This window comes from Sorangium sp. KYC3313 (genome assembly GCF_052075895.1).
Lineage (GTDB): Bacteria > Myxococcota_A > Polyangia > Polyangiales > Polyangiaceae > Sorangium > Sorangium cellulosum_B.
This window is the reverse complement of record NZ_CP197255.1, coordinates 3,109,487-3,131,842: the sequence shown is the minus strand read 5'-3', so window position 1 is coordinate 3,131,842 and position 22,356 is coordinate 3,109,487. Positions and strand designations below refer to the sequence as shown.

Annotated in this window: 17 protein-coding genes and 1 pseudogene; 12 read left to right on the top strand and 6 right to left on the bottom strand. The window is 71.1% G+C overall.

The features are described from left to right. Positions 1 to 53: 53 nt before the first annotated feature. Positions 54 to 746 (bottom strand): hypothetical protein, encoded by a 693-nt coding sequence (locus ACSRUE_RS12340; RefSeq protein ID WP_437769964.1) that lies wholly within the window; start codon positions 744 to 746, stop codon positions 54 to 56. Positions 747 to 1,179: 433 nt separating this feature from the next. Between ACSRUE_RS12340 and ACSRUE_RS12335 the strand changes: the two genes are divergently transcribed. After that, complete coding sequence (locus tag ACSRUE_RS12335) at positions 1,180 to 1,917, top strand: metallophosphoesterase family protein (RefSeq protein ID WP_012239864.1); 738 nt, start codon at positions 1,180 to 1,182, stop codon at positions 1,915 to 1,917. Between the two features lie 171 nt (positions 1,918 to 2,088). On the opposite strand, the gene ACSRUE_RS12330 is transcribed toward ACSRUE_RS12335, so the two are convergent. Both ACSRUE_RS12330 and rpoZ read right to left on the bottom strand, forming a co-directional pair. Then, positions 2,089 to 2,967 carry a class I SAM-dependent methyltransferase gene (locus ACSRUE_RS12330; protein WP_441291157.1) on the bottom strand — a complete coding sequence of 293 codons (879 nt, stop codon included), beginning with the start codon at positions 2,965 to 2,967 and terminating at the stop codon, positions 2,089 to 2,091. Between the two features lie 117 nt (positions 2,968 to 3,084). Then, entirely contained in the window at positions 3,085 to 3,327 is a 243-nt protein-coding gene (gene rpoZ / locus ACSRUE_RS12325) for a DNA-directed RNA polymerase subunit omega (protein ID WP_044966694.1), read from the bottom strand. Positions 3,328 to 3,591: 264 nt separating this feature from the next. Between rpoZ and pyrH the strand changes: the two genes are divergently transcribed. The 3 genes from pyrH (at position 3,592) to ACSRUE_RS12310 (ending at position 6,759) form a co-directional block, all read left to right on the top strand. Beyond that, complete coding sequence (pyrH, locus tag ACSRUE_RS12320; RefSeq protein WP_080599110.1) at positions 3,592 to 4,353, top strand: UMP kinase; 762 nt, start codon at positions 3,592 to 3,594, stop codon at positions 4,351 to 4,353. 122 nt (positions 4,354 to 4,475) lie between these two features. After that, positions 4,476 to 5,537 (top strand): peptidylprolyl isomerase, encoded by a 1,062-nt coding sequence (locus tag ACSRUE_RS12315; protein WP_441291156.1) that lies wholly within the window; start codon positions 4,476 to 4,478, stop codon positions 5,535 to 5,537. Next, positions 5,524 to 6,759 (top strand): KamA family radical SAM protein, encoded by a 1,236-nt coding sequence (locus tag ACSRUE_RS12310; protein WP_441291155.1) that lies wholly within the window; start codon positions 5,524 to 5,526, stop codon positions 6,757 to 6,759. The genes ACSRUE_RS12315 and ACSRUE_RS12310 overlap by 14 nt, the downstream gene beginning before the upstream one ends. A gap of 9 nt (positions 6,760 to 6,768) precedes the next feature. Here ACSRUE_RS12310 and ACSRUE_RS12305 read toward each other — a convergent pair whose 3' ends face one another. Beyond that, the gene (locus tag ACSRUE_RS12305) at positions 6,769 to 9,429 is read right to left on the bottom strand and encodes a protein kinase domain-containing protein (RefSeq protein ID WP_441291154.1); all 2,661 of its coding nucleotides are present in this window, start codon (positions 9,427 to 9,429) and stop codon (positions 6,769 to 6,771) included. A gap of 652 nt (positions 9,430 to 10,081) precedes the next feature. On the opposite strand from ACSRUE_RS12305, the pseudogene ACSRUE_RS12300 reads away from it, so the two are divergent. The 8 genes and pseudogenes from ACSRUE_RS12300 to nusB all read left to right on the top strand — a co-directional run. Then, positions 10,082 to 10,337 (top strand): annotated as a pseudogene (locus tag ACSRUE_RS12300) (carboxyl transferase domain-containing protein); the annotation flags it as partial. 332 nt (positions 10,338 to 10,669) lie between these two features. Continuing rightward, positions 10,670 to 11,203 (top strand): hypothetical protein, encoded by a 534-nt coding sequence (locus tag ACSRUE_RS12295; protein WP_441291153.1) that lies wholly within the window; start codon positions 10,670 to 10,672, stop codon positions 11,201 to 11,203. A gap of 545 nt (positions 11,204 to 11,748) precedes the next feature. Beyond that, positions 11,749 to 14,478, top strand: a complete 2,730-nt coding sequence (locus ACSRUE_RS12290; RefSeq protein ID WP_441291152.1) for an Rne/Rng family ribonuclease — start codon at positions 11,749 to 11,751, stop codon at positions 14,476 to 14,478. A 6-nt stretch (positions 14,479 to 14,484) separates the two neighbouring features. Beyond that, the gene (locus ACSRUE_RS12285) at positions 14,485 to 14,847 is read left to right on the top strand and encodes a PilZ domain-containing protein (protein WP_012239873.1); all 363 of its coding nucleotides are present in this window, start codon (positions 14,485 to 14,487) and stop codon (positions 14,845 to 14,847) included. Positions 14,848 to 14,864: 17 nt separating this feature from the next. After that, complete coding sequence (locus ACSRUE_RS12280) at positions 14,865 to 15,608, top strand: riboflavin synthase (RefSeq protein WP_441291151.1); 744 nt, start codon at positions 14,865 to 14,867, stop codon at positions 15,606 to 15,608. Positions 15,609 to 15,648: 40 nt separating this feature from the next. Beyond that, the gene (gene ribB, locus ACSRUE_RS12275; protein ID WP_441291150.1) at positions 15,649 to 16,836 is read left to right on the top strand and encodes a 3,4-dihydroxy-2-butanone-4-phosphate synthase; all 1,188 of its coding nucleotides are present in this window, start codon (positions 15,649 to 15,651) and stop codon (positions 16,834 to 16,836) included. A 96-nt stretch (positions 16,837 to 16,932) separates the two neighbouring features. Beyond that, the gene (gene ribH / locus ACSRUE_RS12270) at positions 16,933 to 17,442 is read left to right on the top strand and encodes a 6,7-dimethyl-8-ribityllumazine synthase (RefSeq protein WP_272102824.1); all 510 of its coding nucleotides are present in this window, start codon (positions 16,933 to 16,935) and stop codon (positions 17,440 to 17,442) included. Between the two features lie 16 nt (positions 17,443 to 17,458). After that, the gene (nusB, locus tag ACSRUE_RS12265; RefSeq protein ID WP_437764333.1) at positions 17,459 to 17,881 is read left to right on the top strand and encodes a transcription antitermination factor NusB; all 423 of its coding nucleotides are present in this window, start codon (positions 17,459 to 17,461) and stop codon (positions 17,879 to 17,881) included. A 36-nt stretch (positions 17,882 to 17,917) separates the two neighbouring features. On the opposite strand, the gene ACSRUE_RS12260 is transcribed toward nusB, so the two are convergent. Both ACSRUE_RS12260 and ACSRUE_RS12255 read right to left on the bottom strand, forming a co-directional pair. After that, positions 17,918 to 20,377 carry an endonuclease MutS2 gene (locus tag ACSRUE_RS12260; RefSeq protein WP_441293082.1) on the bottom strand — a complete coding sequence of 820 codons (2,460 nt, stop codon included), beginning with the start codon at positions 20,375 to 20,377 and terminating at the stop codon, positions 17,918 to 17,920. After that, entirely contained in the window at positions 20,377 to 22,311 is a 1,935-nt protein-coding gene (locus ACSRUE_RS12255; protein WP_441291149.1) for a sigma 54-interacting transcriptional regulator, read from the bottom strand. Before ACSRUE_RS12255 ends, ACSRUE_RS12260 begins: the two co-directional genes overlap by 1 nt. Positions 22,312 to 22,356: the final 45 nt, after the last annotated feature.

The window sequence follows — 22,356 nt, the reverse complement described above, 5'->3', positions numbered from 1 at the left end:
GCGCCGCCGAGCGAGCGTGGGCGCCCCACACCCCGCGCGCCGCGATCCCCGCGTCAGCCGCCGCCGCGCTCGTAGTCGCCCGGATCGAGCGCGGCGTCGGTATCCTCGCCGGCAGCGAGCCGGCGCGAACGGATCGCGTCCACGGCGATGTCGATCACCTCGAGCCGCGTCGAGGGCGCGTAGTACTCGTTTTCCGAGACCGACGGCAGCTCCGCGAGCCTGGCCGCGACCGCCTCGCGATCGTCTTCCTCCAGCTCCAGCGCCGCCGGATCGCCGCTCAGGGAGTCCTCTGCAAGGTCCAGCGCGGCGTCGGCCCGATGTTCGCGCGTGAGCGCCTCGCGCACGAAGAGGACGGGGCTGAACGCGAGGAAAACCGAGCCGAACTGCACCTGCCAGTAGGTCGGGTCTTCGCCATCCAGGCGCCACCACGACGCGTGCCGGCGCCGGATCACCTCGCCGAAGTAAGCGCCTGCCATGTGCGCGACCATCGGCAACGCTTCGGCCCGCTCCGACGTCGCACCACGCGCCTGCTCGAGGTAGTGGTCGAGCAGGGGCAAGGTCTCCGGTCGATAGTCAAGCCGTACGCCGAGGGCGCGCTCCACAAACCGCACGCACCCCTCGGCGAGATCCTCCACGGTGGACGGCGGCGGCGCGACAGGTTCGACAGCTGCAGCGGACGGCGCAGACTCGGCCGGCCGCTCCGCAGAAATCGGAGACGTCCCTGCACCGTTCTGTTTGGTATTCATGGGCTCCACGCTATTCTTCTCCGGTGCGGGTGGCCGCTCGTCAACGTGGTCGTGCTGGGAGCGCCTCGGCAAGCTCCGCAAGGACCATGTCCGGCCCTCGACCGTCCTCTGCAGATCCTCGGGCGCAGTGGAAGCACGCTCCGTCGGAGCCGACAAAGCTGACGAGACTGACAGAACTGACGGACCCGATGGATCCGCCAGAGCTAGCAGAAACGCCGGAGCTAGCAGAACCGCCGGAGCTAGCAGAACCGCCGGAGCTAGCAGAACCGCCGGAGCTAGCAGAACCGCCGGAGCTAGCAGAAACGACAAGCCAGCCGACACAACGCCGAGTCGACAAAGCTCCGTGCCGGTCCGACCGGCCCATCCGTGGATCCAGGTTTGAATTCCTAACGGAAGTCGAGGCCTTCGTGCTAAGCTCCGCCCTCGCGTCGAAATGAGACTCGGGATTTTCAGCGATACGCACGCCAACTACGAGGCGCTCAGCGCTGTGCTCGAGTCCTACCGCCACGAACGTATCGACGTTTACTACTGCCTCGGGGATACGGTCGGCTACGGCGGCTCGCCCAACGAGTGCGCCGATCTCGTCCGCAAGGTGGCCAAGAAGACGATCCTCGGCAACCACGACGCGGCCGTCGCGGGTCGGATGGATTACTCGTATTACTACGAGGCCGCCCGGCAAGCGCTCGACACCCACGCTGCGATGCTGTCCTCCGAGAACGCGGCCTGGCTCCGGAGCCTGACGTACCAGGAGAAGTTGACGGACATCAACGTCGACCTCTGTCATGGCTCGCCCGTCCGGCTCGAAGAGTTCGAGTACATCTTCGCCCCCGAGCAGGCGCGCGAGTGCCTCCCGATGTGGAACGAGCTCGGTCACATCACGCTGATCGGCCACTCCCACCTCTGCAAGGTGTTCGCGCTCACACCGAACAGCGTCGAGGAGCTCCCTGCGGTGGATTTCCAGCTTGAGCAGGGTCGCAAGTACATCGTGAGCGTCGGCTCGGTGGGACAGCCGCGGGACTACGACAACCGCGCGAGCTACACGGTCTACGACAGCGACACGAAGCGCTTCGAGTTCAAGCGCGTCGAGTACGATATCGAGACGGCGGCGGAGAAGGTGCTGCGCGCCAAACTCGAGCGCAACTTCGCCCACCGCCTCTACATCGGCGTCTGAGGCTCCAGGCAACGGCGGCACTGGCGCACGCTCGGTGCGGCAGGACCAAGGGGCACACGCGCGCTCGTGCACGGACACGTCGCGCATGCCCTGATGCCGACCGGGCGCCGCCACAGGGCGGCGCGAGGCGCAGCGGGCGCCGGGTGTTCGCGCGCCGGTGCCGCGCCCCCTTCAGCGGCCCCCGTCTTGTCCAGGGCGGCGAGCCCTGGCAGAACGGCGTGGCCGGCAATGATAGAGCAGCATGCTCGTCTGGTTGTCGGGCGGTTCCGCGGAGAAATCGCTGCGGAGCTCCCTGAGCTCGAAGCCGTTGTAGTGGAGCAAGGCTTCGAGCTCCTGCGGGTAGAACTGGCGATGGGCGAGCGGCGTCATCCAGCGCTCGCCGCCGTCGACGGGCGAGAACTCCATGGAGACGAACAGGATCTGCCGGACCTTGTCGTAGTCGAACCGCTCCGTGTACCGGACGAACTCGCCAGGGCCATCCTTCGTGGGGTACCGGAAGCGCGGCGTGGCATAGGCGCGATCCGGATCTCGCGCGAGCTCTGCCGGCTCGGGCATGGAAACGTCGAAGACGAGCTCGCCTTTCGGCGTCAGATGCTCGCGCGCTCGCGCGAGGAATCGCTCCACGTCCACGCGCGTGTACAGGTGCAAGAAGGCGTTGAACGGGCAGATCACGAGCGGAAAGCGGCGCCCTAGCCGCAGCGCCCGCATGTCGCCCCGCCGGAGGCTCACGCGAGAGGAGACACCGCGCGGCTCGCGTCCAAGCTGCGCGCGCAGATCGCCGAGCATCGGCGCCGACAGATCCACGCCGGTGATCTGGACCCCCGCCCTCGCGACAGGCAGCGTGATCCGCCCGTTACCGCAGCCGTACTCGAGCACCGGCCCCGCGGACGCGACGGCGAGGTCGACGTAGTAGCGGACGTCATCCTTACGGCGCGCGTACGTCTTCGCGTAGTACGCCGGATCCTCGTAGTGGGCCGACGTACCTGCTTCGAGCTCCGGATCGCGGCGCTGGCCGGAGCCCGAAACGCGCGCCGGCCGCCTCGTGGCCATCCCGCTCATGCGAGGCAGTAGATCAAGCGCAGCGCTGGCACGGTGACGGGAGCGAGCTGCAGAACGGAGCCTCTACGGAGGCGCGCATCACCGGACGCGCGCCCTTCCGATGCGGCATCAGCGCTGGCCGCCAGCGTTCATCTGCTGGAGCCACTCGGAGACGACCTCGTGGGAGCTCCGGTGGAAGTGCACCTTGCCCGCCGCGATCTCTCGGAGGCTGGTCACGGCAGGCTTGTTCTTCGTCTTCACGAGAGCGTCCGAGCCCTTCATGAGCTGCCGCGTCCGGTTGGCCGCGAGCACGACGAGGGCGAAACGGTTTTCCTCACGCTCGAGGCAGTCTTCCACAGTCACACGCGCCATAGGGGGACCGAGAGTAGCTCCCCGCCCCAGCAAACGCAAGGTACATGCCGCCCCGGCGGGTCTGCCTGCTCTGTTGCCTATGCTTCCTCTGCTTTCTCTGCTGCCGCTGCTTCCTCTGCTTCCTCTGCTTCCTCTGCTTCCTCTGCTTCCTCTGGCTCTGCCCCCTCGCTCTTCCTACTTTGCGGCGCGCGCTGCAGCTTCGCCCGGGCGATGGTTCACGTTGTTCGTTGCCCTCCACGCAGGTCCCGGCTACGAGGTCCCACCGTGGCCGCTGACCAGGACTCTCTCCTTCCCCCTCCCCCTCGTCCGGCCCCCGGGCTGAAGTACCGCCGCATCGTGCTCAAGCTGAGCGGCGAAGCGCTCTGCGGCGAGGAAGGGGGGTTCGGCATTCGTCCCGAGACGCTCCACCACGTGGCCGGCGAGGTCGCCGAGCTCCAGCGGATGGGGGTGCAGATCGGGGTCGTCGTGGGCGGCGGCAACATCTTCCGCGGGCTGAAGGGCGCGAGCGCGGGGATGGACCGCTCCCAGAGCGACTACATGGGCATGCTCGCCACCGTCATCAACGCGCTCGCCCTCCAGGACGCGCTCGAGAAGACGGGCGTGCCGACGCGCGTGATGACCGCGATCGAGATCCGGCAGGTCGCCGAGCCGTACATCCGCCGCAGGGCGATGCGGCACCTGGAGAAGGGCAGCATCGTCATCTTCGCCGCGGGCACGGGCAACCCGTTCTTCTCCACCGATACGGCGGCGGCGCTGCGGGCCATGGAGATCCAGGCGCAGGCGCTGTTCAAGGCGACCAAGGTCGAAGGCATCTACGACCGCGATCCCGTGCGCCACGAAGGCGCGCAGATGTTCGCGCACCTGAGCTACGACCGCTTCCTCGCCGACAGGATCGGGGTCATGGACTCGACGGCAGTCACGCTCTGCCGCGAGAACAAGATGCCCATCCGGGTGTTCAAGCTCATGACCCGCGGCAACATCCTCCGCGTCTGCAGGGGCGAAGAGATCGGCACGATCGTCGACTGAGCGAGCGCTCCGCGCGCGACGAGCCGAGGCGTCCGCCGACGCGCCAGCCCGAACGAGGCGCTGCGACCTCGAGCCACGCTGAAACCGTGCTAGACCCCGAGCCAGCAATGACCCGAGCTCCGGTGCGCCGACCCCTGCTCGCCATCTCGCTCGTCGCGCTCGTCGCGGGCTGCGATGAGCCGGCCCTCCAGGTCCCCTCGGACGCGGGGGATCCGGTCTTCGGCCTCACCGCCGAGCAGTCGGCGCGCGTGCTCGCGAAGGTCGGCGACAAGGCGATCACGCTGGGCGACTTCGGCAGGACGCTGGAGCGAATGGACCAGTTCGATCGGCTCCGGTACCAGACGAAGGAGCGGCGCCGCGAGCTGCTCAGCGAGCTCATCGACGCGGAGCTGCTCGCGCTGGAAGCCCGGCGCCGAGGCCTCGACAAGGACCCCGCGGTCGAGGACACGATCCGGCAGATCCTCCGCGAGGCGATGATCGCCCGGGCGCGAAAGGGCCTGCCCGCGCCGGCCGACATCCCCGCGTCCGAGGTGCGCGCGTACTACGAGGCGAACGCCGACAAGTTCAGCGAGCCCGAGCGCAGGCGCGTCGCCGCCATCGTCGTCGGCGACCGAGCGCTCGGGGAGAAGGTCCTCAAGGAGGCGCAGAAGGCCGGGAGCAGCAGCGCGTGGGGTGAGCTCTTCCTCAAGCACTCGCTCACGGCGCCGAAGGACAAGAGCGCGGCCCCGCCGCTCGATCTGGCCGGAGAGCTCGGCATCGTCAGCCCGCCCGGCGATCCGCGCGGCGCCCACCCCCGCGTCCCAGAGCCGGTCCGCGCGGCCGCGTTTCGCATCGGCGGCGTGGGCGCGGTCGGCGAGGAGGTCGTCGAGGCCGACGGACGGTTCTTCATCGTCCGCCTGAACGGGCTCACCAGCGGGCACCGGCGCCAGTTCGCGGAGGCCGAACGCTCGATCCGGGTCGCGCTCCTCCAGCAGAAGATGCAGGACCAGGAGCGCGCTCTCGAGGACGAGCTGCGGAAGAAATTCCCCGTCGAGATCAACGAGGCGGCGCTCTCCTCGGTCAAGCTGCCGGAGCAGCTCATGGAGACCGGGAGCGCGGCGCAGCCCGATCCCGCGAAGCCCCGCACGCCACAGCCGGAGCGGTCCGGCGCTGCCGCGGCGCCGTCGAGCGATGCCGGCAAGTAGCGAGCTCGTCGCCGCCGCGCGGCTCGCCCGGCGACCCGGCGAGGAAGGCGCGAACGCCCGCGCCGCCGCGCTGCCGGAGCGAGCGGGGCCGCTCGCCGCGAGCGAGCAGCAGGGAGCGCGAGCCGCCCGCGTGAAGACGCGGAAGAGCGACTGGACCTGGCAGCTGCGTCACGCGCTCTCGAGCGCCGACGCGCTCCACGGGGCGCTGTCGCTGACGCCGGAGGAGCTCGCTGGCGCCCGGCGCGCCGAAAAGGCGGGGCTGCCCATCCGCGTCACCCCCTATTACCTGAGCCTCTGCGACAACGGCGATCCGGCGTGCCCGATCCGCCGGCAGTGCGTGCCGCTCGCCGACGAGGCCGCCGAGGTGCCCGGCGATCTGGTCGACCCCCTCGGCGAGGTCGCGCACGAGGTCGCGCCTCACCTCGTGCAGCGGTACCCGGATCGCGCGCTGCTCCTCGCGACCGACCGCTGCGCCGTCTACTGCCGCTTCTGCACCCGATCACGCATGGTCGGCGACGGCGGCGGCGCGGTGGCGCTCGAGCGCCTCGCGCCGGCGATGGCGTACCTCGAGGCGCACCCGGAAGTGCGCGATGTCATCGTGAGCGGCGGCGATCCGCTCGCCGTCTCGACGGACCGCGTCGTGCGGCTCATCGCCCGGCTGCGGCAGATCCAGAGCGTGGAGACGATCCGGATCGCGACGCGCGTGCCGGTCACGCTGCCGCAGCGGATCACCGCAGAGCTCGTGCGCGCGCTCAAGCCGTATCACCCGCTCTGGGTGATGACGCACTTCAACCACCCGAAGGAGCTCACGCCCGCCGCCGAGCGCGCCTGCAAGCGCCTCGCGGATCACGGCTTCCCCGTCATGAACCAGACCGTGCTGCTGCGCGGTATCAACGACGACGCGACGACGCTGGCCACGCTCTTCCGGGGTCTCGTGCGCTGGCGGGTGCGCCCCTACTACCTGCTCCAGATGGACCCCGTGCGCGGCACGGCGCACCTGCGCACGCCGCTCGCGACCGGCGTCTCCCTCATGGAGCAGCTCCAGGGCCGGCTCACCGGCATCGCGCTGCCGAAGCTGATCGTGGATACGCCCGGCGGGATGGGCAAGGTGCCCATCGGCCCCGACTACGTCGTCGACCGCCGGCCGGGGCGCACCGTCCTCCGCACGCACCGCGGCGTCGAGGTCGAGTACGTCGACCCCCCGGCGGGGCCTGGCGGCTGAGCCGCCGGCTCAGCGACCCGGACCCCGCGAGAGCGGCTTCGCGACCCGGAACGACAGGTTCAGCGCCCGCGCGATCCCGAAGAAGCGGGTGCGCGACGCGCTCCTGCACTGCTGCGAGTCCGCGGCCCAGCTCCCGGAGCGGGCGATGCGCCACGGCGGCGCGTCTCCGCCGGCGTCGGCGGCCGACTCGAGATCACCCGACGTCTCCGCCCACGATCTCTCGCCGTTCACGTCGGCGACCCACTCGCGCACGCCGCCCGCCATGTCGCGCACGCCGTAGGGCGAGGTGTCGATGGGAAAGGTCCCTACCGGCTCCGGCTGCGCCAGGAAGGGCCGCGACGAGCGCATCAGGCAGAACGTCGGGTCAAAGTGATCCCCCCACGGGTAGAACCGGCCGTCGGTCCCGCGAGCCGCCTTCTCCCACTCCAGCTCGGTGGGCAGCCGGACCTCGATCCCGTCGCGCTCGCTCCGGAAACGGCAGTAGGCCACGGCGTCGAACCAGTCGATGAGGATGACCGGCAGGTTCCAGAGGTGCCCTTCCTCCGCCGGGAACCGCTTCTGCGCGTCGCCCTCGACCACGCTGGGCAACGGCTCCCAGCCGCCGCTGCTGGCGGGCCGCGCGACGTAGCCCTCGGAGCCGCGCGTCCCGTGTGGCGCGCGCTTGAGGGCGAGATCGAGATCGCGCGTCTCGAGCTCGTTCAGGAACTCGCAATACTCGCGGAAGGTGACGGGGAACTTCGCGATCGCGACGTCGGGGACGTGGAGCTCGGCGCGGCGGAGCGGATCGTCGGCCTGCGCGTCGCCGCCGGCGATGAAGGTCCCCCCCGGGATGTACACGAACCCCTCGCCGATCTCCGCGTCGGTGTAGAGGTTCACCTCGACGCGGTGGTGGGTGCCCCGCTTGAGCAGCAGCGGGTAGCGCACGTCCCGGCAGCCGGCGCGCTTCAGGATGAAGAGGTAGCTGCCCGGCTTGAGGTGCACCTCGCGGAGCGGGGTGCGGCCGAGCGAGCGCTCGTCGCTCGCCACGAGGATGCGATCCTTCTCGACGTAACGGTACGCGACGACGCTCGCGCCGGGCGGCGACGAGTCGAACGAGAGGACCGAATCGGCGCTGAGCAGGGCGGCGTAGCGGCCCACGTCGAACTCCGCCACGAGCGCCTCGTGGTAGATGCGCGCCGCGTGCTGGTGCTCCTGGTCCGCCCGCACCGCGCGCGACCAGTAGAGGTCCGCGAGCCCGGCGCGCGCCTCGACCAGGTCCGGATCGTACGCCAGCGCCTTCGTGTAGAGATCGATCGCCTCCGCCGCGGCGCGCGCCTGCTCGCGCTCGACCCCGGCGGCCCTGTCCTCGAGCTGCCACCCCGCCCGCTTGCGCTCGATCGCCTCGTACTCCTTCACGTCCTTGAGCAGCCGCCGCGCCTCCTCGACGAGCCGCTCGCGCTCGCCGTCGAGCCGCCGGTCACGCTCGAGCGGGGCCTTGGCGAGCTCACATAGCTTGATGGCCTCCTCGCGGCGGCGCATCCGCTCCTTGGCGCCCTCGAGGAACGCCTCCGCCTCCGCCGCGACGCGGTCGGCGGTCGGCGGCCGCTGATCGGGATCCTTCGCGAGCATCGCCAGGCAGAGGTCCTCGAGCAGCAGCGGGCAGCTCGGCGCGATCGAGCGCGGCGGCCTGGGGTCGCGCGTCTGGGTCGCGAGGATCACGGCGAGGACGGTCGGCGCGTCGAACGGGTGCTCGCCGGTGAGGATCTCGTAGAGCACCACGCCGAGCGCGAAGATGTCCGCACGGTGATCGATCCGCGCGTGGTCCCCTCGGATCTGCTCGGGCGCGATGTAGCCGGGCGTGCCCGAGAGCGCGCTCGCGATCGCCTCGTGCCGCCTGCGGCCGAAGTCCTGCCCGCTCGGATCGACGGAGATCGGCTCGCTCACCTCCGCCCTCGCGAGCAGCTTCGCGTTGCCCCAGTCGCCCAGGTAGACCTCGCCGTAGTCGCCGAGCAGCACGTTCTCCGGCTTGATGTCGCGGTGGGCGACGCCTCGCCGGTGCGCGTAGGCCAGCGCCCGGGAGATCTGCACGAACGCGCCGATGAGCCGGACGAGCGGCCATTGCCTGCGGAGCTCGGGGTTCGTCAGCACGTTCTGCAGGCTCTGCCGCTTGACGACCCGCATGGAGTAGTACGGCTGGCCGTTCGGCAGCGTGCCGAGGTCATAGACCGGGATGATGTTCGGGTGCTCGAGCTGGGCCGTGATCCGCGCCTCGGTCCGGAAGCGGTTGCCTACCGCGGAGTCCTCCTCGGCCCCTGGCTTCAAGGTCTTCAGCGCGACCACGCGCCCGATCTCCCGATCGCGCGCCTTCACGACCTTCCCGGCGCCCCCGGCCCCGAGCGCCTCGCCCACCTCGTACCGGGTGCCGCCGGAGTTCACGGCGCGCGTGGCAGAGGTCGCGAGCGTCGGGAAATCGGCCCCGACGTCATCTCCAGGCAGGTCGATCTCCCGCTGCGTGTCGAAGCGCAGCGCGTCCCCGTCCTCGCTCTGCGGCGAGAGGGCGCGCGCGACGGGCGGGCTGTGGCCCTCCTGCGCGAGCAGCTCCGGCAGCGCCGCCAGCTGCTCGGGCGTGAGGATCCCCTCGAAGAGCTCCTGGGGCGTCGACGCGCCGCCGAGGGTCCATCGGCAAGCCATATCCCAAAGGGCGTTGGGCTCGATGAGCCCTCGCGCCACCGCGGCGACGGCCAGGGCACGAGCCTCACGAGTCTGAGCGAGCTTCACTCGAGCGACCTCTCGTCCGAAACGATCTCACCCCGCGACGCGAGGCGGAAGGCCACGCTGAGGCCGTCGAGCGCAAGGCGTTGCGAGCCAGGAGCGCGTGGCGCTCGCGCGAACGATCGAGGGCTGCCGGTGACGCTGTTCCGCGCGCATCTCACGAGGCGCCGCACGTCAGTGGCCGTGGAAGGCGACCGCTCTGCTGCCACGCCGGCCCGAGCTGCCCCGTTCGAAGTCGCGGCGCGGCGGGTCCGCAGCGGCGATGGCGGCCCCCGCGTCCCGGTCTTCAGATGGTCTACGTATCGGGAATTCCTGCATTTACCATCGGGAGCTGAGCGCCGCTCAGCGTACGTGGTGTCCCCTCGCCCGCGCAAGAGAGTAGGGCGGAGCCGATCGAGGACCGCGGTCATTTTTCGTCGCAGGTCCCCGCGCGCCTCGCGCGTCCCCAGGTCTCCACGTCGTGCGCGTTTCGTGCGTTTCGCATGTTTCGCACGGTTCGCACGTTTCCGCCGGCCTCGCTCCCTTGTCGTACCGGCTGCATGGGGTCGTCGCCCTGCCATGGCGTCGCGCGGTCGTGCTCGCCGGCTGCCTCGACATCAAGGCGGCGCGCTTCGTCCGCTGCTGCGACTGCTTCACTATCCCGCTCGTCACGTTCCGTCGACGTGCCCGGCTTCCTCCCGGGGCTCGACCAGGAATAGGGCGGGATCATCGCTCACGGAGCGAAGCTCCTCTATGCGTTCGCCCGAGCCTCCGTGCCCGAGGCGAGGGTGATCACCCGCACGGCCTATGGCGGCGCTTACGACGTCATGGCCTCCAAGCACATCAAACATCCCGCTTTAGCAGAATTTTGCGACAGCTGAGAGCCCGCGAGAGCCGTGCTCTGGGAGAGATCAGCGAGCAAACCGCTTAGAGCGCCACGGCAGGTGGGTGCTGGGGCGAGCGACGCCGTTGCGCGGCCGATCCCGAGCGTGTAGAAACGACTTGCGTGGCTGTTTTTCTTTGAACTTCACGCACGATGCTTCTCTCTGACCGACGATCTGCACAGGTGCACCCGGAGGCCGGTCGCAGGACAACGGGTGGTTTGGCAGGCATGCCGAGCGTTGGGGGGGCGCCGAGTACACGAATGAAGGGTCGGTTGGGTTCTGTGGAGGTATTGAGCATGAAATCTTGGGTATTCGCTGCGGTTTTGATCTCCGGCTGCGCCCTCGTGGCTTGCGGTGACGACGGCAACACGTCGTCGGGCTCCAGCACCACCAGCAGCAGCAGCGGGAGCAGCAGCTCTGGCGGCGGCGGCAACGGCGGCAACGGCGGCAATGGCGGCTCCGGCGGCAGCGGCGGCGCCGGCGGAGAAGGAGGCGCGAGCGCCACGAGCACTTCCTCGACGGGTACCCCGACCTGTGATGACACGACGGACACGTGCGGCCGCGACACGAATGAGGGCTGCTACAAGTGCGCCGGCGATGGGCCGTGCAAAGAGGTCCGCAAGGCCTGCGCGGACAGCAGCGATTGTATTGACGTGGTGGTGTGTATCGCTGACTGCGCCGCGGTGGAAGACCCGGCCACGTGCATCGAGACGTGCCGCACGGACAACGCGGCCGGGGTCGAGGCCTACGACGCCCTCATCACGTGCACTGTTTGCGAGGAGTGCGCCGAGCGCTGCGATGCCGGCGGAGAGCCGGTGTGTGGCCTGTGAGCCTCTGACAACAGCAGCGCATCTCCGGAGGGGGCGCCAGATGGCCGCCCCCTTCGGCCTTTATGCGGGCTGAGCCGCGGCGGACGGCTCGCCCGCGCCAGCCGTCGCGGCTCGACAGCCGGCGCAGGGCGGCGCGGGGCACGACACCGGCGGCTCCGGAGCAGCACGGAAGCGGCGGCGTGCCAGCGGGGGCGAGGGAACGGGGCGGTCCGGGTCCCGGGCGAGGGCGGGGAGCGCCGCCTGAGGGACGTCGCCCCGGCTCGCGCGCCCTCGCCGCCGTGCGGGCGCCTCGATCCGGCGCTCCTGGCCAGGGCCCTGGCCCGGCGGCGGGCGCCGCCGGTCCGCGGGCCAGGCGGCAGGCGCGCCGCCGGGCGCCGTCGAGGCAGAGCGGCGGAGACGCGAGGTAGCTCACGCACTGGCGGCCGGCCTGCCTCGGCGGCCTCCGGTCCCGGGCCCCAATCGCGCAGCATACTCCGGGTTGCGCCTTCATGGGCCGGGCAACCCGTGGTAACGCTTGGCGGCGCCGCCGATGTGCGGCATCCGACATGGGAAAGAACCTTCTCGTCATCAATGTGGACATCCGCGAGACACGCGTCGCGCTGATCGAAAACGGGATCATCGCTGAGCTGCATCTCGAGCGGGAGAGCTCCAAGGGGACGCTCGGAAACATCTACCTCGGCAAGGTCAGCCGCGTTTTGCCCGGAATGCAGGCCGCGTTCATCGACGTGGGGCTCGAGCGAGCAGCCTTCCTGCACGTCGAGGACCTCATCCGGCCCGACGATTTCGAGGCGTACCTGGCTGGGCACCGCCGGAATGTTGAGGAAGAGCGCGCCTCCTCACGAGGCCGCGCCGCGCGTGGCAGCGAGGCGCCTAGACCAGACGAAAGCGAGGTGCATGAGCTATCGGGCGCAGAAGCCGCGCCCGAGAGCCCCGACGTGACGCCCGGACGACACGAGCTCCGGGAAGGAGCGGACTTCGGGGCGGAAGAAGAATTCGAGGCCGGCGGCTCGGCCGATGCCGGCGGCTCGCTCGACGAAGGGAGCGACGTGCCGATCGAGCTGCCCACGGCGCTCGATGTGCTCGGAGGCCCCTCCGGCCAGGCGTTCGCCGGCGTGGGGACGATGGTGGCGCTCGACGAGGCCGACGACTCGGAGCCGGAGATCGACGACGGGCACGAGCACGACGGCGCGGACGACGACGAGGAGCTGGTCGCGCCAGGCGGAGGCAGCGACGCCGACGAGGCCAGCGACGAGGAATCCGGCCCCGACGAGGCGAGCATCGAGGACGACGACGAGCTCGACACGCCCGGCTACGAGGTCGAGCCTGCCTCCCCGCCACCGGAGGATGCCGCGGGCGCGTGGAGCGCGGCCGAGGAGCATCCGGAAGCGCTGAGCAACACCGCGGACAGCGGCGAGACAGGAGCGCAGGAGGCGAGCGCGTCGGACGAGCACGGCGCCGCCGGCGACTGGCCGGCCGGACAGGAGGCGAGCGCGCCGCTGGTCCCGGAGGCCGCGGCAGCGGCCTCCGGCGAGGACGTCCCGCCGGCAGCGCGCGCGCGCAGCGGGCGCGCGCGCGGACGGCGCGAGGCGCGCGTGCGCCGTTCGGGACGGACGCGCGACCGGCGCGCCAACCTCGAGGGCGGCCCCGCGCTCGCGGAGGCGGCCCCCGCGGAAGCACGCGAGAGGCGCGAAGGGCGCGAGGCCCCGCGCGAAGGGCGCGAGGCCCCGCGCGAAGGGCGCGAGGCCCCGCGCGAAGGGCGCGAGGCCCCGCGCGAGGGGCGCGAAGGCCGCGAGGCGCCGCGCGAGGGACGCCAGGCCCCGCGCGAGGGCCGAGAAGGGCGCGAGGCGCCGCGCGAAGGCCGCGAGGGCCGGGACGCGCGCGAAGGGCGCGACCGGGGCGGCAAAGGACAGCAGGGCGGACGCGAGGGGCGCGAGCAACGCGGGCGCGAGCAGCGGACGCGAGAGCGCGGGCGCGAGCAGCCGCGGGACGGCAAGGGCAAGAGCGCAGCGCGGGGCCAGCAGAGCTCACGCAGCTGGCAGAACGAGCCGCCGCGGATCTCGAAGTCGACGCCGATCCGCGAGGTCGTCCGCGAAGGGCAGGAGGTCATCGTCCAGATCTCGAAGGAGCCGATCGGGACGAAGGGCGCCCGGGTCACGAGCCACATCTCGCTGCCCGGCCGCTATGTCGTGTACCTGCCGACGGTCGATCACATCGGGATCTCCAAGCGCATCGGCTCGGAGAAGGAGCGATCCCGGCTGCGGGACGCCATCGAGGCGATGAAGCCTCCGCAGGGCGGGCTCATCGTGCGCACGCTCGCCGAGGGCCTCACGAAGAAGCAGCTCAAGGCCGACGTCGGCTACCTCGTGCGCCTCTGGGGCGAGGTGGCGAAGAAGCGGGAGAGCGGCGTGAGGGCGCCTGCGGTGCTCTACACCGAGCTCGACCTCGTGCTGAAGACCGCCCGCGACCTCTTCACCGACGACATCGAGAAGATCGTGATCGACGACCGCGAGGAGTACATCCGGCTGCGGCGCTTCGTCGAGATGTTCATGCCCGAGCGCGCCGACGCGGTGGAGCTCTACGAGGGGACGGAGCCGATCTTCGACGCGTACGGGATCGAGGACGAGATCCAGCGCGCGCTGTCGCGGAAGGTCCCGCTGCCCTCGGGCGGGCACCTGATCATCGACCAGGCCGAGGCGCTCACCGCGATCGACGTGAACACAGGGCGGTTCGTCGGCAAGGGGTCGAAGGATCTCGAGGAGACGATCCTGACCACGAACCTGGAGGCGGTCGAAGAGATCGCCTACCAGCTCCGGTTCCGCAACATCGGCGGGCTCATCATCCTCGACCTCATCGACATGGAGCGCGCCCAGAACCGGGAAAAGGTGCGGCGCCGCCTCGAGGAGCTGCTCTCCAGGGACAAGGCGAAGACCACGCTGAACCGGATCTCCGATCTGGGCCTCATCGAGATGACCCGGAAGCGGACGCGCGAGAGCCTCGGGCGGACGATCCTCGAGCCGTGCTTCTACTGCGACGGGACGGGCCAGCTGCAATCCAAGCAGACCGTCGCCTACGAGATCCTGCGGCAGATACGGCGCGAGCGGATGAACCTGCCCGGCTACTCGGTCGTGGTCAACGCGCACCCGGCCGTGATCGATCTGCTGAAGAACGACGAGCGCATCGCCGTGCAAGAGGCGGAGCGGCTGTTCCAGCGCCGGATCGATCTCGTGCCCCGGAAGGAGTACCACCTCGAGCAGTTCGATCTGCAAGGCAGGTAAGGCGTCATGGTGGACGATCAGGGTTCTCCGGAGAGCAGCGACGCGAAGACGGGACGCAAGGAAGAGCGCGTCACCATCAACAAGGAGTTCGAGTCCTACGACGCGTTCATCAACGAGTACGTGACGAACATCTCGCGGACCGGCGTGTTCGTGCGCTCGAAGACGCCGCTCGCCGTCGGGACGAAGGTGAACCTGCGGTTCACCGTGATCATGGACGACATCGAGACGATCGAGGGCGTCGGCGAGGTGGTGCGCGTGCACGATGATCCGCAGGGGATGGGCGTCGTCTTCACCGAGCTGTCGGGCTACTCGCAGGGGCTCATCGACAAGCTCCTGACCAGCCAGGGGCACCGCACCTCGAAGGGCTAGGCAGAGGGGCGTCGGCGATGTTCACCGGGCTTGTCGAGACGATCGGGGTCCTCCGCCGCCGGAGCGGCGGCGCCGTCGCCCGCGCGCTCGTCGAGGCGAGCCTCGGGCCGCTGACGCTCGGCGAGTCCGTGAGCGTGAACGGCGCCTGCCTCACGGTCGATCGCATCGCGCCCGGCGGCTTCGAGTGCGACATGTCCGCCGAGACCCTCGGCCGCACCACGCTCGGCGCGCTGCCGGTCGGCGCGCGCGTCCACCTCGAGCGCGCGACGCCGCTCGGCGCGCGGATGGGGGGGCACGTGGTGCTGGGCCACGTCGACGGGCTCGGCCGCGTCGTCGAGCAGGCGCGGGCCGGCGACGCGATCCGCCTCCGGGTGAGCGCCCCGCCCGAGCTCGCGCCGTACCTCGCTCCGAAGGGCTCGATCGCCGTCGACGGCGCGAGCCTCACGCTCAACGCCGTGTCCACGCCGGGCGCCGCCGAGATCTGGTTCGAGGTGATGCTGGTGCCGCACACCATCGGCCGGACTCTCCTCGGAGAGCTCCGCCCCGGCGCGGCCGTCAACCTTGAAGTTGACGTGCTCGCGCGCTACGTGGCGCGGGCGCTCGAGGTCGCATCGCTCGCCAGCGTGAAGGGCCTCTCGAGCCAAGACGCGCGCGGCGGCGATGCCTCCGCCGAGCGCGGCGAAGAGCGCGGAAATACGGGAGAGCATGCGGATCACGACGAACGACTCCTCGCAAAGCTGCGCGCGGGGGGATTCTGGTGAGGCTGTGTCAGCCGCCTCGAGCGGCAGGCTCGACCAGGACATGACCTCCGGGGGCCCGATGCCTCACCGGCTCACCATCGACAAAGCGGTCCTCGACCGGGTGAACACCGCGCTCGATCACATCCGCGCGGGCAAGATGGTGATCCTCGTCGACGACGAGGATCGCGAGAACGAGGGGGATCTCTGCATGGCCGCGGAGGCGGTCACCCCCGAGGCGATCAACTTCATGGCGATGCACGGGCGCGGGCTCATCTGCCTCGCCCTCGACGAGGAGCAGGTCGCGCGCCTCGAGCTGCCGATGATGTCCGCGCCAGGGCGGAGCGGACCGCCGCTCGGCACCGCCTTCACCGTCAGCATCGAGGCGCGCACCGGGGTGACGACGGGGATCAGCGCCGCCGATCGGGCGCACACGATCCGGGTCGCGATCGCGCGCGACGCCGCGCCCGAGGATCTCGTCACGCCGGGGCACGTCTTTCCGCTGAAGGCGCGCCGCGGGGGCGTGCTCGTGCGGACGGGGCAGACCGAGGGATCCGTGGATCTCGCGCGCCTCGCCGGGCTCCGGCCGGCGGGCGTGATCTGCGAGATCATGAACGACGACGGCAGCATGGCCCGCATGCCGGATCTCGAGGGGTTCGCCGCGAAGCACGGCCTGCTGATCGTGACGGTGGCGGACCTCATCCAGTACCGGCTCCAGACCGAGCGGCTGGTCCGCTGCGTGGGCGAGCGGACGCTGCGGCTCGACCTGACGGGTACCGAGTGGAGCGTGTACGTCTACGAGGTGATCAACGAGCAGCGGCAGTTCCTCGCGCTGACCAAGGGCGCGGTGGCGACGCCGGACCCCATCCTGTGCCGCGTGCACTCCGGGTCGACCATCGCGGACCTCTTCAGCTCGACGCCCCTCGACGGCGGCTCGAACCTGCGCGAGGCGCTCCTCGCGATCGAGAGCGCCGGCGTCGGGGTGGTCGTCTACATCCCGTCGCGAGGGGACCTGGGCCGCGAGCTGGAGCTGCTGAAGGGCTCGGGCTCCGACGAGACGCTCCCCGTCGTGAAGACGCAGCAGCCGTGGACGCTGCGGGAGTTCGGCCTCGGCGCGCAGGTCCTCGCGGACCTCGGGGTGCACCAGATCCGGCTCCTCACGAACAGCCAGCCGAAGATCGCGGGGCTCACCGGGTACGGGCTCACCGTGATCGAGCGGGTGCCGCTCGTCTCGATGAAGGGCGAAGCCTGACAGACGGGCGCGCTCGTTCGCTGGTAAAAGGGCGCTCGGACAGGATCGCGATCGCGGCGATCGCGCACCTCGCGCGGCAGGAGAGAGGAACGGCGGATGGCAGAGCAAGCGGTCGGGCAAGCACAGGCGAGGGTGATCGAAGGGAACCTGGTGGTCCCGCCGGGGGCGCGCTTCGCGCTCGTGGCGAGCCGCTTCAACCACTTCATCGTCGACCGCCTGGTCGAGGGCGCGCTCGACGCCATCGCGCGGCACGGCGGCGCGCTCGGTCGGACGTCGATCGTGCGCGTCCCGGGCGCGTGGGAGATGCCCACCATCGTGGGGAGGCTCGCGCACAAGAAGAGCGTCGACGCGATCATCACCCTGGGCGCGGTGATCCGGGGCTCGACGCCGCATTTCGACTACGTGGCGGCCGAGGTCACGAAGGGGATCGCGACCGTGTCGCTCCAGACCGGGGTGCCGGTCACGTTCGGGGTGCTCACGACCGACTCGATCGAGCAAGCGGTCGAGCGGGCGGGCACGAAGCATGGCAATAAGGGGTGGGAGGCCGCCGTCAGCGCGATCGAGATGCTCGCGCTCGGCGCCGCGCTGGACACCGCTGGCCTGTAAACGAAGGTTCTGAGAGATGGGTGCGCGCTCTACCGGCCGTGAAGCGGCCTTGCAGATGCTGTTCGCGGTGGAAGCCGGAGGAAGCTCGGCGCCCCGCGTCGTCGCGACCTTCTGGCGCGAGACGCCGGGCGATCCCGAGGGACGCGCCTACGCGGACGAGGTGGTGGTCGGGGTCGCCGAGGATCTCGGGGCCGTGGACGAGGCGATCCGGAAGGCGAGCACGAACTGGCGCCTCGAGCGGATGGCGCGCGTCGATCGGAACGTCCTCCGGCTCGGCGCGTGGGAGCTCATGAACCGCCCGGAGGTGCCGCGCGCGGTCATCCTCGACGAGGCGGTCGAGCTCGCCAAGCGCTACGGCAGCGAGGAGAGCGGCGCCTTCGTGAACGGCGTGCTCGACCGGATCGCCGAGAACCTCGGCCGCGTCGACCGGGACCGCTGAGCGTCACGGCGCGCTGCCGCTCGGGCGCGCGCTCGCTCACCACTTCAGCCAGGCGACCGTCACGCCGTCGCCGCCCTCGCTCGGTCCGCCCGGGCGGAGGCGCGCCACGTACGGGCTCCCGCGCAGCGCCTCGCGGACGGCATCGCGCAGGGCGCCCGTGCCGTGCCCGTGGACGAAGAACGTGACCTTGCGGCCCGCGCCGAGCGAGCGGTCGAGGAACTGCTCGGCCATGGCGACCGCCTCGTGCGCGCGCAGGCCGCGGAGATCCACGGTGTTGTCCGCCGTCTGGATCGGGACGTCGGGGTCGGCGGCGGCGTCCAGATCGACGCGGCGCTGCGGGGGCGCCGCGGCGGCCGGCGGCGCGCCGGTGCCGCGCAGCTCGGCGATCGAGGTCGTGAGCTTGAGCGAGCCGGCGGTGACCCGCAGCTGGCCGCCCGAGAGGACCTCCACCACCTCGGCCTCGGCCCGCAGGCGAGGCACGTAGACGCGGGCGCCGACGCGGATGGCGGCCGGATCGATCGCCGGCCGCGCCTGCGGCTCGTCCTTCGGGCGCAGCTCGAGCTCGCCGCCGATCGACGTCTTCTGCCCCACCGCGTCCATGGCGCGAGCGGCCGCGCGCACGTCCTCCTCGGTGGGCTTGCCGCGCAGGCGCGCCTGCGCCGCCTTGAGGTCCTCGCGCGCGCGCCGCAGGCTGGCGAGCAGCGCCTCCCCCTCCCGCGTGATCACGCCGCGCTCCTTGTCCCGAGCCCGCTCGATCTCCGCCTCCAGCTCCCGCCGCTTCGCGCGGGAGGCGGCCGCCTCCCGCTCGGCGTCCTCGCGCGCGAGCTCGAGCGCGCGGCGCTCGGCGGAGAGCTTCTCGACCATCTGCTCGAAGGTGACCGCCTCCTTCGTGAGGAAGCGGTCGGCCCGCTCCAGCACGGCGCCCGGGATGCCGAACCGCCGCGCGACCGCGAGCGCGCTCGAGGCGCCGGGCACGCCGATGACGAGCCGGAAGGTCGGGCTCATGGTGGCGAGATCGAAGCCGACCGAGGCGTTCTCGAAGCGCTGATCCCCGAGCGCGAGCGCCTTGAGGCCCTCGTAGTGCGTGGTGCTGGCGACGGTGCCCCCGCGCGCGCACAGCGCGTCGAGCACGGCCGCGGCGAGCGCCTCGCCCTCGCGCGGATCGGTGCCGCCGGCGAGCTCGTCGAGCAGGACGAGCGCGCCGGGGCGCGTCTCGCCGAGGATCCGCCCCAGGTTCTTCACGTGGGCGCTGAAGGTCGACAGGTTCTTGTGGAGGTTCTGCTCGTCGCCGACATCGGTCAGCACGACGTCGAAGAGCGCGACGCGAGAGCCCTCCCTGGCCGCGACCGGCAGGCCCGCGCGGACCATCAGCGCCGCGAGCCCGAGCGTCTTCAGGGCCACGGTCTTGCCCCCGGCGTTCGGTCCGGAGACGATCATCGCGCGGCCCGCGCTCATCGCGAGGTCGCTCGGGACCACCTTCACGCCGTCGAGCGCGAGGAGCGGGTGGCGGCCCCCGACGAGCTCGATGGAGGTCGGCCTCGAGCCGCCCTCCGAGGCGCCCCGCCCGGCCTCGAAGGCGTCCTCCGGGACGTCCGGGAAGGTGAGGTCGAGGTCCTGCGCGAGCCGCGCCGCCGCGGCCCGCACGTCGGCGTGGGCCAGCGCCCGGGCGGCGGCCGCGACGCTCTCGACATCCTCGGCCACGCGGGCGGTGAGCGCCGCGTAGATCGCCAGCTCCTCCCGCGCGACCTCGGCGTCGACCATCTTCATCCGGTTGCCCGTCTCGACGAGCACCCGGGGCTCCACGAACACGGTGGCGCCGCTCGCGCTCGTCGCGTGGACGATGCCGGGGAAGCGCTCGTGCGCGTCGGAGCGCACCGGCAGCACGTAGCGCCCGTCGCGCTCCGTCCAGTAGCGGTCCTGGAGGATGTCCTCGTGCTTCTGGATGAGGTCCTCGAGGCGCCGGACGAGCCGCTCGCGCACCGCGCGCCGCTCCGCGCGCAGCGCCTCCAGGCGAGGCGACGCGCGATCGGCGAGCGTGCCGTCCGGATCGAAGGCCGCCGCGAGCTCGCGCGCGACGGCGTCGAGCTCCGGGTTGGTCGCGCACGCGGCGTGGAGCGCGGGCGCGATCTGGCGCCGGTTCTGCAGGTACTGCCGCGACGTCCGCGCGGCCTCGAGGAGGCCGAGCACGGCGCGCAGCTCCTCGTTCGCGAGCGCCGCGCCGATGCGGGCCCGATCGAGCGCGTCCTCGAGCTCCGCGACGTCGCGCGACGGCACCGGCTCCCCGGCCCGGGCGAGCTCCACCGCCTCGCGCACCTCCGCGAGCGCGGTGAGGGCCTCGGCGCGCGTCGACGCGAAGGGCAGGGCCCGCGCCAGCCGCTTCCCGCCCCGGGACGCGCATCGCTCCGCGAGCGCCTCGAGGACGCGATCCCACTCGAGATCGGCGCGGGTCTTGGTCGGACAGGGGTCTGCGAAGGGCCCTTCGGGGTTGTAGTCCATCACGCTTCGGTCGGATCGCGGGCCACGCCGCCGGCCCCGCTCGGCATCGGGTTCTGCTCCTTCTCGAGGTAGCGGAAGATGGTGCGCGGGTCGACGCCGAGGTCGCGGGCCGTCTGCGTGCGGTTGCCGTTGTTGCGCTCGAGCGCCTCCAGCACGTACCGCCGCTGGAACTCCTCCTTGGCCTTCTCCAGCGGCATGATGGCCGTCTCGGCGCCCGGGCCGAGATCGAGGTCTTCCACGGCGAGGAGCGCCTGGTCGCAGAGGACGAGCGCCTTCTTGATGCGGTTCTCGAGCTGCCGGATGTTGCCCGGCCAGGGGTACTTCTTGATCGCGGCGAGCGCGGCCGGGCTGAAGCCTCGCACGGCGCTGCCGAGCTCGTCGGCGTACTTCGAGAGCAGCACCTTGGCGATGATGAGCACGTCATCGCCCCGCTCGCGGAGCGGCGGGAGCCACAGGTTCACGACGTTGAGCCGGTAGTAGAGATCCTCCCGGAAATTGCCGGCGCGGATCTCCTCCTCGAGGTTCCTGTTCGTGGCGGCGACGATGCGGATGTCGACCTTCTCGGGCTTCGAGTCGCCGACGCGGAAGACGACCCGCTCCTGGAGGGCGCGGAGGAGCTTCACCTGGAGGTTCAGCGGCAGCTCGCCGATCTCGTCGAGGAACAGCGTGCCCTTGTCGGCGACCTGGAACTTGCCCGGGCGGCTGGCGATGGCGCCGGTGAAGGCGCCCTTCACGTGGCCGAAGAGCTCGCTCTCGATGAGGTTCTCGGGGATCGCGCCGCAGTTGATGGTGACGAACGGGCCGCCATCGCGCGGGCTGCGCCGGTGCAGCTCCCGCGCGATGAGCTCCTTCCCGGTCCCCGTCTCGCCCGTGATGAGCACGCTGATGTCGGTCGCCGCGACCTTCTGCAGCTTGCGGAACACCTCGAGCATCGACGGGCAGGCGCCGATGATCTCGCCGAACTTCTTGTCGTGAAGCTCGGCGACGAGCTTGGCCTTGTCGGCCCTGAGCGCGTTCAGGAGCATCGCGTTCTGGAGGATGAGCGAGGCCTGGGACGCGAAGATGCTGAGCAGATCGAGCTGGGCGCGGTCAAAGAGGTGCTTGATCTTGTCGTTGCCGACGTAGAGCGCGCCGATGATCTGGCCCTGCGACAGGAGCGGCGCGCACATCACGCTGGAGAGCTTCATCGCGATGACGCTGTCGCTCCGGCCGAACTGCGTGTCGGCGAGCGCGTCGGACACGATCACCGGGCGGCCCGAGACGATGACCTGACGCACGATGCTGTCCGAGATCCCCCCGGCCGCGTCGGTGATGGCCTCCTTGCGGACGTTGCGCGACGCGCGCACGGCCAGCTTGCGCTCGCCGCCCGCGGCCGGCGCGGCCGGAGCGCCGCCGCAGACCGCCGTGTCGGCCGCCGCCTCCGCCCCCTCGAGGAGCAGGAGGAAGCCCTTGTCGGCGTGCGTCAGCTCGATGACGTCGTCGAGCATCGCCTCGAGGAGCTCGTCGACGCTGCGCCGGTTGATGAGCTTCTCGCTGAAGGCGAACAGCTTGCGGACGCCGGCGAGCTCCGACGAGCCCCGCAGCGGCGCGGGCCGCTCCGCGCCGCCGTCGTCCGGCGCGAGCCGCTCCTGGACGGTCGGCGCCTCGGCGAACATCGAGAAGCCGACCTCGACCGCGCCGAGCTGGAGCCGGTCGCCGTGCACCAGGCGGGCGCGCCGCTTCTTCTTGCCGTTGATCGCGATCTCCCCGTCGCGCTCGCACTCCTCCAGCACGAAATCGCGTCCGTCGAACACGATCTGCGCGTGATGGTCCAGCACCCCTGCCCCCACGACCGCGACGTCGTTTCCGAGCGCCTTGCCGATCGTCGTGACCGGCTTGTGGACGCTGTACAGGCGTGGCGCGCCCTCGGAGGCGAAATACTTCAGGGTCGGCATCGAGGGCAGCATAGCAGGCGTGCCGCGGCCTCATGCAGCCGTGTT